At 45.8% G+C, this 12,063-nt stretch carries 11 protein-coding genes; 4 read left to right on the forward strand and 7 right to left on the reverse strand.

From position 1 onward, the window contains the following. The first annotated feature begins 213 nt into the window (after positions 1–213). Together Q1A86_RS19170 and Q1A86_RS19175 are read left to right on the forward strand one after the other, a co-directional pair. Positions 214–1,287, forward strand: a complete 1,074-nt coding sequence (locus Q1A86_RS19170) for a DcaP family trimeric outer membrane transporter (RefSeq protein ID WP_299810382.1) — start codon at positions 214–216, stop codon at positions 1,285–1,287. Between the two features lie 177 nt (positions 1,288–1,464). After that, entirely contained in the window at positions 1,465–2,208 is a 744-nt protein-coding gene (locus Q1A86_RS19175; protein ID WP_299810385.1) for a cupin domain-containing protein, read from the forward strand. Between the two features lie 111 nt (positions 2,209–2,319). Here Q1A86_RS19175 and Q1A86_RS19180 read toward each other — a convergent pair whose 3' ends face one another. From Q1A86_RS19180 to Q1A86_RS19200, 5 genes are all read right to left on the reverse strand, one after another. Further along, positions 2,320–3,558 carry a BamA/TamA family outer membrane protein gene (locus tag Q1A86_RS19180; RefSeq protein WP_299810387.1) on the reverse strand — a complete coding sequence of 413 codons (1,239 nt, stop codon included), beginning with the start codon at positions 3,556–3,558 and terminating at the stop codon, positions 2,320–2,322. Next, positions 3,555–4,892, reverse strand: a complete 1,338-nt coding sequence (locus Q1A86_RS19185) for a DUF4056 domain-containing protein (protein WP_367277937.1) — start codon at positions 4,890–4,892, stop codon at positions 3,555–3,557. The genes Q1A86_RS19180 and Q1A86_RS19185 overlap by 4 nt, the downstream gene beginning before the upstream one ends. Beyond that, entirely contained in the window at positions 4,892–5,800 is a 909-nt protein-coding gene (locus Q1A86_RS19190; RefSeq protein WP_299810389.1) for an alpha/beta hydrolase, read from the reverse strand. Before Q1A86_RS19190 ends, Q1A86_RS19185 begins: the two co-directional genes overlap by 1 nt. 58 nt (positions 5,801–5,858) lie before the next feature. Then, positions 5,859–6,752 carry a virulence protein gene (locus Q1A86_RS19195; RefSeq protein ID WP_299810391.1) on the reverse strand — a complete coding sequence of 298 codons (894 nt, stop codon included), beginning with the start codon at positions 6,750–6,752 and terminating at the stop codon, positions 5,859–5,861. A 271-nt stretch (positions 6,753–7,023) separates the two neighbouring features. Next, the gene (locus tag Q1A86_RS19200; protein WP_299810393.1) at positions 7,024–8,367 is read right to left on the reverse strand and encodes an alpha/beta hydrolase; all 1,344 of its coding nucleotides are present in this window, start codon (positions 8,365–8,367) and stop codon (positions 7,024–7,026) included. Between the two features lie 242 nt (positions 8,368–8,609). Here Q1A86_RS19200 and Q1A86_RS19205 point away from each other — a divergent pair, with 242 nt between their 5' ends. Continuing rightward, positions 8,610–9,218 carry an outer membrane beta-barrel protein gene (locus Q1A86_RS19205; protein ID WP_299810395.1) on the forward strand — a complete coding sequence of 203 codons (609 nt, stop codon included), beginning with the start codon at positions 8,610–8,612 and terminating at the stop codon, positions 9,216–9,218. Between the two features lie 100 nt (positions 9,219–9,318). Here Q1A86_RS19205 and Q1A86_RS19210 read toward each other — a convergent pair whose 3' ends face one another. Continuing rightward, positions 9,319–10,800 (reverse strand): Na+/H+ antiporter NhaC family protein, encoded by a 1,482-nt coding sequence (locus Q1A86_RS19210; RefSeq protein WP_299810397.1) that lies wholly within the window; start codon positions 10,798–10,800, stop codon positions 9,319–9,321. A 180-nt stretch (positions 10,801–10,980) separates the two neighbouring features. Here Q1A86_RS19210 and Q1A86_RS19215 point away from each other — a divergent pair, with 180 nt between their 5' ends. Then, entirely contained in the window at positions 10,981–11,184 is a 204-nt protein-coding gene (locus tag Q1A86_RS19215; protein WP_299810401.1) for a cell division protein ZapB, read from the forward strand. Positions 11,185–11,458: 274 nt separating this feature from the next. Here the strand turns inward: Q1A86_RS19215 and Q1A86_RS19220 are convergent, their stop codons facing one another. Next, positions 11,459–11,671, reverse strand: coding sequence for a DUF1107 domain-containing protein (locus Q1A86_RS19220; protein WP_220765421.1), 213 nt, complete (start codon positions 11,669–11,671; stop codon positions 11,459–11,461). Positions 11,672–12,063: the final 392 nt, after the last annotated feature.

The following is a 12,063-nucleotide window of genomic DNA, read 5'->3' on the forward strand; positions in this document are numbered from 1 at the left end:
CGCAGAGATCATTAACAAAGCTAACAAGGTTAATTAGCGTTATCGACAGAAGCTAAGCTGCTCTCACTTCGCTTCTGTCTCTCCATTTACATCTTAGATTCGCCCAACTATTGGACCGGGTACAGTATCCCTGCTTACTGTCACCTCGATGGATCACGCCCTTAGCATTCAATGTACTAGGGCTTTTTTCCCCTTCCCCTACAAGAAAGAACTATGAAACCGATTACTAGGATCTCTATTTATGTTTGCTTTATTGGCGCTTACTCGCTGCCATCAATGGCAAGCGAATATCATTTTGGCGGTTTTATTAAAGCCAACGCTCGCTATGTGGATGGCAACATCGCTTTTCAAGATAGCTGGACTGGCGGTGGGCACGTCACCGACTCTGCTAAACGTAGCCAATTTAGCGCCGCCGAAAGCCGTTTTAATGTTGGCATCACTCACGGTGAAGTAACCGGTTTTGCAGAGATTGATTTTTCGGGCTCGGCGCAAGGTAATGCCGCTTTTTCTAATTCCTATAGCCCACGTTTAAGACATGCATATATTAATTATCAAAATTTCACTGCAGGACAAACATGGTCAACCATGGTTAACACCAGCGCCTTTGCCGAAACAGCTGACTTAGGCGGCCCCTTGGTCGGCCAGGCTATGGTGCGTCAAGCATTAGTACGTTACAGCACTGATAATTGGCAATTTGCACTAGAGAACCCTTACACCTACGGCACTCAAGCAGGCAGTACAAACTCTGATAAGAAGTGGGTCGACACCAGTAATGATTATGTGCCCGATGCCGTGATTCGATTCGATCAACAGGGCGACTGGGGTAACGTATCGATATCGAGTCTCCTTCGCTATTTAGATCCACAGGACACGGCTCAGTTTGGTGCAGGCGTCTCACTAGCTGCCAAGCTAAAAACCTACGGTAAAAATGATATTCGCCTGCAAGTTCACTACGGTAATTTAGGCCGCTACGTTGGTACGGACGCCGCCAGAGACATGATCGATGGCGAGATAGAAACCACTACTTCGGCCATGTTTGCTTATCGACACTTCTGGACCGAACGCACTCGTTCGAGTTTGTTCTATGGCCACACTATCACCGAAGAGGAGCAAACTAACCGCTTCCATGCAGGAGTGAATCTGTTCACTAATCTGACGCCGGTTTTAGCCCTAGGTTTTGAGGTAGGCCGCTATCAAATTGATGATGGAATAAGCCCTTACGACGCCGTTAACGTCCCCCAAGGCGCCTCTAATTACGCCCAGTTGAGTCTGCAATTTCATATTTAATAATACAGCTAAGAAAAGATTATTCGCGACCGAGTTCACGAATAAGTTTGCTGCTTAAAATGCTGCGTGATCCATTTCAACTTTACGTGGCAATTATCACTTTATTGTTAGTTCAAGCCCGTTAAAACGAGCACAATATCGCAGCTTTAGCTGCATCAGCTAAAAAATAGGATAAGAATGATGAAATTAAAAATGATGTTCGGTATCGCCGCACTAACTTCTACAGCTGCATTTGCTCAAGGTCCACAGTGCGATCACGCCCAACTACCTTACCAGCAGATGACGCCAGTTCCATACGATAGCACACCGTACTCGCCACAAGATACGATGCCAGAGCAGTGTAGCAACCCTGAAGTTGAAGCGTACATCGCAGCATGGGAAGCGGGTGAAATTGATTTCACGACTATTCAAGCAAACGATAGCATTGCTAAAGATCAGCAATTCTGTAAGTCATTAGATGACGACGGAAACGTACTCGAAATTCAAGATTGTGATAAGTCAAAATCACCTGTTGGTTACATCTGGAAAGAGCTTTCAGATAGCCCTGTTGTTATCGGGATCACCGACGGCGGTAAATCAGACCACGCACCTCATTTCCATGGTCAGCCTGAGTGTTACTACGTAGTAAACGGTGAAGGTCAAACCCTTGCCAATAACCAGTTCAAGAAGCTAGGCACAGGCCAGTACTTCTACATTCCTGGTGCAACTATCCACAACACACCTATCATGTCTGACAAAGGCCTAGGTGTAATGTACTGGTACCCGAACAACGCACACTTTAACGGCTTCAAGTACTACTGGCGCAAAGATGTTCAAAATCTACGCGTAGCAGAAGAAGCATTCGACCGTGTTGATGAGATCCGTAAGCGTGACCTAAACTTAGGCCCATACGGCACTAACGAAGCTATCTTCAAGAAGTAAGCCCTAAGCTTAATAAGCTAGCAAATTCGTTAACTAAAAAAGGGCTCATCTGAGCCCTTTTTTGCTGTTAGCTATCTGTACATTTAGCCATAGCAGCTATGGTTAAGAATATTAGAACGCTTCATTGACGTTAAAATAAAAGCCTGTATCACCATCACCCCAAGCCATATCTAACCTTAAGTTCACCCGAGGTTTCACCTCGAAACGATAACCAACCCCGCCATTAGGCAAGATTTTATTAGCATCGAAGTCGCTAACATCGTCGGCAATCACACCCGCGCCGCCCCAAAACACCATGCCATGACGCCCAGGCAGATTTAAGCGATACTCGATTTGCGTCATTAGCATCTGCTTATCGCGATAGCGCCCCGATGTATAGCCGCGAAGCAAATCGCCACCGCCGGCTTTTGACAGCTGATCCCATGGCACATCACCACTGGTAAAGCGACCTCGCACTTGCCAGGCTAAAATATCTTCGCCGTGTCCCGTCTGCAAATATTCGCTATATAAGGCGTTGTAGACATCGAAATCGGTTTTACTGCCGAGGTACTGGCGATAAAAAGTCGCGTCTATCTCTAAAATACGCCCCGACTGCGGGTTGAGCACATTGTCTCGACTGTCATGATTGAGCAGTAAGTTTAAGCCGACACTGCGAGAGCTCTCATCGAGGATCTCAGTATCCACATCCGAGTCTAACAAGTTAATCTTGCTGGCATCGGCATAGCTGTAATCGAAACCAATCCCCACAAAGCTGGTCGGACTCATTCGCTGTAACAGCATAGGATTTATCGAGAGAATACGCTGGTTGAATTCGACACGGTTACCCTGTTGATGGTTGCTGTCGTAACCCACACCATAGAAAACATCGGGAGCATCGAAGACTTCTGCATTCAGATAGAAACGCTGTTGGTCTTGATTGATAAAGGTCTTGTTAGCCACCGCCACACCCAAGGCGCCATTGGTCGAGGCAAGGCCATTGATCACTAAGGATGATAGCTGACTCACCTCATCATCTGGGTCATATTGATATAAGCCAACCGCCGAGATCCCCACGCCTAAGTCCATCTCAGGGTTGTAGAAAGGCCCCGGCAAGTAACTAAAATCGATCAGCTTATTGGGATCGAATTCACCGTCGGCGCCTAGGGTTTGTAAGAAGTCCTCAAGCCAGCCTTGAGGTGCCTTATCGTCTTGCACTTGATCTGCCACCTGAGCGACTTCTGCAGCCTTATCTAGATCAATATCTTGCTCTGCGACCTCTTTCGCCAACACTGGTGTAGCACTACAAGCCAAGAACAGTGCAAACCGAGTAGACCATGAGCTCAAAGCGGTACTGCTCACTCTAGCTATCATTGTGACTCCAGTGCTGTCACGGTGTCAGTGTCATCATCGAGTTGTTGATGCTGGCGCAGCTCTAACTCATCTTGCATCAGATTGTACTGGCTAATTTTGTAGAAGTCGGCTTGAGTAAAGCCGTCTTGCCACAACTCCGCAGGAATATGCTTAAAGCTATCTGTAAATTTTTCGCTAACAATCAGCTTCTGCTTGGCAATAGCATCGATATCAATCCCATGGACGCTATTGCTCAATGAGAGGTCATGCGCCTGATGTTGAGACTCATAAAGCTCTTGCACCTCAGGCCATTTTGCATGGGAACGAGCTAAGGCTTTTGGCACCAGATAAGGTGACTGCTTATCACCTAACAGGTAATGGCGTTTGAGCAACATAAACTTACTCGGCAATGGTTGCTCTGAGTCCCACCAATGACCATCTATCACGTCAAATAAGGCATTAGTCTGCTTAATAGAAACAGGTTCAAGCCAGTTGAGGGTTGCCGATAACCATTGAGTCATATGCTGGTTATATAACTCTTTATTCATCGCCAAGTTGTTGTTAATTAGTGCCAAGGCTATTTTAGCGCCAAGCATATTGGAGTAGAGATCTTCTGGTGAATAAGCCGACACAGTTTCAGACCAAGGCGCCCAACTGCGATAGCCATGCCACTGGGCAATTTCATGGGCTTCGGCCATAAAGTAGGCCAACCTGACTGAGATCGCCGCGGCGGTTTCCCAGCGCTGCCTTGCGCTTAAGCTTGATAGGTCAAACTCACTGAGCTCAATGGTTCTCGGACCTATCTCCTCTGGGAGCTTAATGGTTTGAACCTGTCCAAGCTTTGGGTAGATATGGTAAAACAGCGCAATGGCATTATCGGCAGTGTCGCGCACATGGGCTAAATCGATAAAGCCACCCTGCAGGGTATACATTTGGCCGTTATTTTCAGTGCCGCGACTGCCATTGGGCGCATCTTTTTGATAACTAAAGGTGCCCGCCTCATAGGCGTGAGGACCTACGCTATCTACAGCTAACGTGTTGGCGTAGCGGAAAAAAGGCACAGGAACCGGACCAATCGTCACCTTCTGCGCATTACCAAAGGCGCAGCAAGGTCGCACCGCCTTGGGAATATGGATCAAAGGCAGCTCTTGCAGCTCAATCGCGTGTAAAAGGTTTATGTCGGGTTCGCTGTCGAGAGCTGCACCGATGGCGATATCGCTTGGCAGCGCACGCACCTGCCAATCGTTACTACTACAAGCACTTAGTAGGAAAATGGTAACGGCTGCCATCGAGCCTCGAACCCAATCTTGCTTATCAACTAGGCTTATTTTTTTAAGGAAGCTACGACTCATCATTATTGTACAAATGCCTTAATAGTTTGACTGACAATCTCCGGGTAATCGTTACTGATCCCATGGGCGCCCTCAGGGATCACCACAATCGGCGCACTTAAGTAGTCGGCCAATTGAATACCTGAACTAAGTGGAAACACTTTATCCTTCTCACCCCAGATCAGTACACTAGGCGGTAAAGACTCGACCGAAATGCTAGCGGAAATGCGGTCTCTATCGGCGGGTAAACCATCTATCAGCTGACGCTTTTCATCTAAGAAGCCTGCAAAGTATTTATCAAAAATACTCGCATCAATAAAACCAGGGTACCAAGGAAAATCAACGAAGGTACCATCGAGCAATCGGCGCATCTGCTTAGGGGTTTGCGGCACAAAAATATCGCTCGGATCATCCACAGCAAAACGCTGATTCATCTGTTGTAAATCGCTATCTGAAAACAGCACGCCAGGACTCGCCAACAATACCGCCTTCTCAACCTTAGGTTCGTTGATCATCAGATCGAAGGTAACGAAGCCGCCGTATGAAATCCCCACCACATTGACCTTATCCAAGCCAAGGGAATCTATCAGCTGCATAACCGCTTGTGATTGTGTCGCTAGGCTAGGTTGCCCTTGACTGACGGACTCACCAAACCAAGCAAGATCGGGTGCGATCACCTGATAATCTTGGCTAAGGTCGAGCATCACCTGCTGCCAGCTCGTTACAGCGGTCCCACCAAAACCATGAATTAATAATAGGGTTTTGCCCTCACCGGCCTGCCAATAATTCAGCTCTCCGCCCTCTTGCAGTTCAAGCTGATGTTGTTCAAAACCAACCTCTTGTAAGGCTGACTTTTCACGCGAATCAATAATATCAACGGCTGAGCAGCCACCAATCAATAACGTCAACAGCAACATACAGATAGTGCGCATACTCTTGCTCCAATAAAATTTAACGACTCGCCTAACACAGGCGATTAACAACGGTTTGTTAGAAACGATAGCCTAGACTCATCATGAAGCTACTACGGGTGCCAACGCCAAACTCCATCAGCAGATCAAGGTTCTTGGTCAGGCCTACCTGGCTACCAATCAAGCCGTTCCATTTATCTTCAAGATGCTGATTAACCTCGAACTTAGCATCACCAAGAGGAATGCCGATATCACGTAGGTAACCGCTGAACGTCTGCTCTACGTTTTGGTACATGGCACCGACCCAGACCTGAACGTCATGACTGTTATAACTCGTGCGGTAACCTACGCGTGGAGAAACCACGATACTGCTGATCTCACCATCAAGAATATTTAAACGGGTATTGGTGTAATTCACATCCAGTAGCGCAAACCAATTGTCTATCCCGCCAACTAAGGTACCACCCACACCATAGGTGGTGCCTTTGAAGTCCAATACAAAATCGAATGCAGGACTGCTGACACTACAAGGATTAAATTTGCAATATATTGGCGGCAAGACCTCGGTTAAGTCAGCCTCAAGCTGTACGTTAGCAACGCTGCTGCCTTTGGTATGGCCGATGACACCGTAGAGATTTAAGAATGGTAGCACCCACATATCACCTCTAAAGGTTAACGTTTCTGACTCTTGCTTGGCCTGACTACCTTTAATACTCAGCATGTCATCTAGTGCACCAAGACCTGAAAAATTTACAGAATCGACTACTAGAGGCTGATCCATGTTCATGTAATTAACAGAAAAGCCATAAGGCTTAGGTAGCTCATGACCTAAGTCTATTGCCTCTTGAGCCCAGATTGGAAACGTTCTGTCGTAGCGCGGCTTTAGCGGCTCTCGCTCCAGTGATTGGGATTGCGCCGGAGAAACAAAAAACAGCACTGAAAGTGCTGTTAAAAAATAAATCATTTTAAACATGTAGAGAGTGAACCTTGTTCGTAAAAAGAAAGACTGACTGTAGCGTATCAAAGAGAATATGCTGTTGAGCGCTGTGACAGGAAATAATGTAGGTCAATTATTACCCAGCAAGCTGAATTCAATCTGAAGTATTCTCTATTTACCACAATGATTAGAGTAAAAACTCCAATTTTAAGGGCTCACCTAGTCATTATCAATGCAATCATAGCTTCAAATAATATATTTCTTCAGCGAAGTATTGGTTAACTAGCATCATCACCGAATTTGAAAACTATTCTTCGACTAAATGAGCAAAATCCCCTTCCTGCTCAGGTGGCACTAAGCTAAAGACTCTTGAGCTAATTTGCCGCTTCAATATGATATCCACCATGGTGGTCTGGTCAGCTTGCAGTAATTGATGAACCTGTTCGGCATCGGAGTGAAACTCTGCGCTGTGGTAATAACACATGCCACTATTTGGCCTAGGATCGACCCTAAGACCGATCTTACCCTCGTTAACCTTGGCTAACTTACTGGCATCTAAGTAAAAGGTGACCACGTTCTTATTGTTTTGGTTGCACTGCGTGTCCAGCATAAAGCCTTTCTTAAACTCACCGGGAACGAAGTGAGGGCCAGAGAGTAACAGTATGTCGAAATCCTCAACAGGCAGCCCGGTATCGTCACTCACTCTAACCACCAGCATACAAGCCCTAGGTTTACGCCTAATTAAGCTGGCCTGACTCATCTCATCAGAGAGCTGTCGATATTGCTTTGGGTTAGTCACCCTCAAGCATTGAACGATGCGCTGAACCACAGGTTTATTTTTTGCATTGCGGACTGTTACTGATCCCATAATGCCTTTGTTAGTGCCACTGTGGCTGGCATTTTTTATCACCTCGAAGGCGGTTTGCTGCCTAGGCTTGGAGTGCTTACTTAGCTTGAGGCTGGAAATACGGCGATTATCGAAGCCATCACAAGTATGTGCGGTTTCCGCTAACAACAGGCGTGAAAAGTTGAGGTTCGCCGACGCTACCCTCACGACTCCATCTGAGCCTGTCTCGGCGGTATAGCTATTTAGATAATCATAAAACTCACCATCGATTGCCTCACCCGTTAGCACGAATGGCAAGGGACCATCTAGGCTGAAGTGTTCCTGCCAATATAGATTCAAATCATTTTGACCATCACTGCCTAGCTCTAGCCAATCCAAGATCCCCTGTCCCGGTTCTACCCCTGCAAAAAAGCTCTTAATGCGACCGACTCGCGACTTTCCTAGCTGTGCTAAGGCCGAACCATGGTTTGCTGGTGCCAGCATAATCAAATGTGTCATAGGGCATTGATCAAGCCTGTCACTGGCAAAAAACATCTGTAGCCACTGACGCATAATCGGAGCCCCTGTAGAGTGAGTGATCACAGCAAACGGCTTATCGTTAAGTAATTCCGTTCTCGCGTCATCAAACGCTTTGGCAATATCATTTAGGCGAACTTCGTCATCGAAGCTGATATATCGGCCGAGGTGAATATGGCGAATACTCAGGTTTATCTCATCCTCCAGCAACTTAGCCAATGCCTGCGGTAGCTGAGCATAAGTGTCGGTATGGGTGACCCCCCATCCATGAACAAAGACCAATTCCATTGAGACCTCGATAAGGTTTAACTTGCCATTAGATGCCAAAAAGCGCCAACTTGTTTATATAGTACAAACTATCTAATCAATAATTTTCAACAGCTTAGCAAATAGCGTTCGGTATCTATATAGCAAAATACTCAACATCAGCGATCGTTAATACCATTCAGTTATTATTCAGCTAGTCCCCCCTATGATGTCTCCAACGAAACGCAACACCTAAACAATTTTACCTAGTGTGGGAGCACAACATGAAAACTAAATCACTTATCTTAGCATCAGTAATGGCAACGGCAATCTCGGCACCCACTATGGCTGCAGACTGGTTCATTGGTGGCGGTGTTGGCGCACAGCAAAACACTTATAAAGGTTCGAGCGAAGAAAATATCGACCCGGGATTTAACGCAGAATCTTTTAAAGAGACTGAAAATAACGTTATCTATGAAGTGAGAGCCGGTGTTTACTTAAATGATGCTAACCGTATCTATGGTACTTACTCTTATAATTCGGATGATTTGAGCCGTCAGCAAAGCTTCTTAATGTCTTACGACTACTTAGTGGGTCTGGGTGACAGCAACAAGTTAAATTGGTTTATTGGTGCAACGGCAGGTGTTAACCACATCAGCCCTGATACTAGCGCAGTAGATTCTGACAATCGTTTTGTTTGGGGTGGTCAAACGGGTCTAATGTATAAGATTAATGACCAGTTAAGCGCAGAGGTGGGTTACCGCTACCTTAAGCAAGATTATGACGCTAGCGTAACAACACCAGTGCCGTCTCCAGCAAGTATGGGGTCTACAGAATCCGCTTCACTCAACGATAGCCAGCAACTATATATGGCTGTTGACTACCGCTTCTAAGCGCTGCGGTCTCTAGAAAAAACGCTTAAAACAATAAAGCCGCCCACTAACTGAGTTAGTTGGCGGCTTTATGCTATCTGCAGACATTCACTAAAAATTTTTATACTGACTGGTATAAACGCTCTCTTTGGATCAACTTTTGATAACCAGCTAGCAGAGTGAACGCCACTACAATCACCGCCAACCAAGCCCAAGATATGGAGACATCGAGATTAATAAGCTGAAAACCTAACACCGAGCTCAAACCAGCGATAATAGCAAAGGGCAGCTGAGTGATAACGTGGTCATGGGGCACGCAGCCAGAACTCGTTGCACTGATCACGCTGGTGTCGGAGATGGGCGAACAATGGTCACCAAATACAGAGCCCGCCATCACTGCACTAAGTGCTGGCAATAACAAAGCTTGGTCTAAGGTTAATGCCACCTCAGCCCCGATAGGGATCATAATTGCGAACGTTCCCCAGCTCGATCCTGTGGTAAACGCCATCATTGCGCACAATAAAAAGGTACCTGCAATTAACACCTCTTTAGAGAGAAATTGCTCAGCCCAACCAGCGAGCAACTTAGCCACGCCGAGATCGGCAATCACCGCCCCGATCATCCAGGTGAAGAGTAAGATAGAGATGGCGAAACCCATTGAGCGCACTCCGGATAGGAGATCAGTCAATAATAACGAGATACTGCGACCGCTGACCTTTAACATCAAAATAGCCAGTGAGATTGCAATTAGGCAGGCATTGCGCATGGCAGCCCCTATATCGGCGGCAGAAATCCAGTCGCTAAGACTTGCGCCCTGCGCATTGCTCGCCCCTGAATACAAGGTTAACCCTATGGAGGCTAACAGCAAGCTAGCCATTGGCAGCCCAAGTAGCCAAGGGTTACCCGGTTCGACTCGCTCACTGCTTTGCAGCGGGACGGGATCAGAAGTAAAACCAATACCAAACCAAGCAACGAGCAAAGATAGCAGTATCACAGTGACCGCATAAAAGTTTATCTTTGCCATTTCGATAAAGGATTCTAACGGCGTGAGGGGTAACAGAGTGATCCCAGCCAAGATGGCCATCACATAAGGCCCCCAGCTAGAAAATGGCAATAAGGCACATAGAGGTGAAGCATTTGAATCGACTAGATAGGCAATTTGCTCAGGAGGCATCTTGTATCTTTGACTTAAGGGCTGACAAACATGTCCCACGGCTAAACAGCTGAATATGCCATCAATAAATACCACCCAACCGAGCAGCACGACTCCAATCCGCGCCTGACGCCCACTTTTAACCCTATGATATAACCAATCGGCAAATAGCTTTACCGCCCCGCCTCGGGCTAATACTTGGGTCATCATCCCGAGTAATACCATGGCCGCTAGTACATTTAAGTGCCATGCCTGCCATTGGCCATCACGATAAAATTGTAGCCAAGCTTTATCAACCATATATACGGCAGACTGAGTAAGGCTGAATTCCGTTAAGATCAGTGCACCAGAGACGACCCCCACGCCCAAGGCGACTAAGGTTCTGCGCAGTAACAGAGCTAAACTCAGCGTCAACAGAAGCGGAATGAGTACGAGAAAATTACCGTTCATGGGCACGATTCATTAGGAAATAATTAGAAGAATACTAACGACTTAGCAACAAGTGCAAAAAAAAAACATTTTTGACAATTTTATCGGCTATTTTTTCTTCATTTAGCATAATTAACTATTCACCAATGCCACGTCACTGCTAGAATCGGAGCTATCATCTCGCTATCAAAGGGACTCGCCATGAGCCTAGAACTATTATCGAAATTGGAAACAAAAATCCAAGCTGCACTAGAAACTATCGAGCTACTAAAAATGGAGCTTGAAGAAGAGAAGCAGACTAACAGTGGCCTATCAGAGCAGAACCAACAACTACAGCAGGAACTTAACTCTTGGAATGAGAAAGTAACTGGCCTAGTTGGTCTACTCAACGAAGAAGTGAACTAATAAATACCAATCAGTATAAGTAGTTGCTCTACTCAGAGCGCTTTTGGCAAACTAATTCAAGGCGAATAACTAAAATAATGGTTGTTCCCTTGTGAAGTTGTTCAACGCAGGAGTAGGCAGCCAAAAACGCTCCAGAATGGCGAGTTTTAGCACTCCTGATGCTGCGTTAATGAGCTAAACCGTAGAATAACTATGCTCTTCACTCATTGCCTTGCCTCAGAATCGCTAAATTCTCGCTGAGCGGGCAAATCTTTATACTGATTGGTATCAAACGCTATGCAGTATGCATCTCGTTATTCTGAGCCTCAATCAATTCATTGAGCTCTAAAATAGCCTGCTTAATTTTAGGCAGGCTTTTTCTTGGCAGTAAAAACCTTCCTTTATCAAATTCTAGTCGACCTAAATCTTTCACCCAGATCACCCCAGTCAGAAAAATGCGCGCATGCTTTACGATAAGTTTTGGTGCATAGACAGGAAAAACTCTCATAAGACCCTCCCGACAACTTTGGTTGTTGTTATTTATTTTGTTATTGGACACGATTTGTACCATGAGAGTTTCATTTTTTTGAGCAAATAAATGTAAAAGTTTAAATCAAGAGACATGAAATTCGGGAATTTCTATGGCAATCAGATGCATAACTAAATTGTAAAAATGCGATTTATTTTCAATAATTTTCAGCTAGCCATAAACAATAAATCTCCCTCTATGCCTAACTTCAGTAAAGAGCCCATACCCCTCTATTTTCCAAAATAGCCAGACTATTGTGGCTTAATAAACATGTACAACTTCCCTCCTACGCTGTCCCTGCGTTCTGGGATAAGTACTTCCATGTACAACTCCCCTCTTACGCAATCCCTGTGTTCTGGGATAAGTACTTC

It is taken from the genome of uncultured Shewanella sp., assembly GCF_947497935.1.
GTDB lineage: Bacteria > Pseudomonadota > Gammaproteobacteria > Enterobacterales > Shewanellaceae > Shewanella.

What these genes read in the sequence shown, in the direction of transcription:
- Q1A86_RS19170 (WP_299810382.1), top strand. Translation starts at nt 214, where the DNA reads ATGAAACCGATTACTAGGATCTCTATTTATGTTTGCTTTATTGGCGCT.
- Q1A86_RS19175 (WP_299810385.1), top strand. Translation starts at nt 1,465, where the DNA reads ATGATGAAATTAAAAATGATGTTCGGTATCGCCGCACTAACTTCTACA.
- Q1A86_RS19180 (WP_299810387.1), bottom strand. Translation starts at nt 3,558, where the DNA reads ATGATAGCTAGAGTGAGCAGTACCGCTTTGAGCTCATGGTCTACTCGG.
- Q1A86_RS19185 (WP_367277937.1), bottom strand. Translation starts at nt 4,892, where the DNA reads ATGATGAGTCGTAGCTTCCTTAAAAAAATAAGCCTAGTTGATAAGCAA.
- Q1A86_RS19190 (WP_299810389.1), bottom strand. Translation starts at nt 5,800, where the DNA reads ATGCGCACTATCTGTATGTTGCTGTTGACGTTATTGATTGGTGGCTGC.
- Q1A86_RS19195 (WP_299810391.1), bottom strand. Translation starts at nt 6,752, where the DNA reads ATGTTTAAAATGATTTATTTTTTAACAGCACTTTCAGTGCTGTTTTTT.
- Q1A86_RS19200 (WP_299810393.1), bottom strand. Translation starts at nt 8,367, where the DNA reads ATGGAATTGGTCTTTGTTCATGGATGGGGGGTCACCCATACCGACACT.
- Q1A86_RS19205 (WP_299810395.1), top strand. Translation starts at nt 8,610, where the DNA reads ATGAAAACTAAATCACTTATCTTAGCATCAGTAATGGCAACGGCAATC.
- Q1A86_RS19210 (WP_299810397.1), bottom strand. Translation starts at nt 10,800, where the DNA reads ATGAACGGTAATTTTCTCGTACTCATTCCGCTTCTGTTGACGCTGAGT.
- Q1A86_RS19215 (WP_299810401.1), top strand. Translation starts at nt 10,981, where the DNA reads ATGAGCCTAGAACTATTATCGAAATTGGAAACAAAAATCCAAGCTGCA.
- Q1A86_RS19220 (WP_220765421.1), bottom strand. Translation starts at nt 11,671, where the DNA reads ATGAGAGTTTTTCCTGTCTATGCACCAAAACTTATCGTAAAGCATGCG.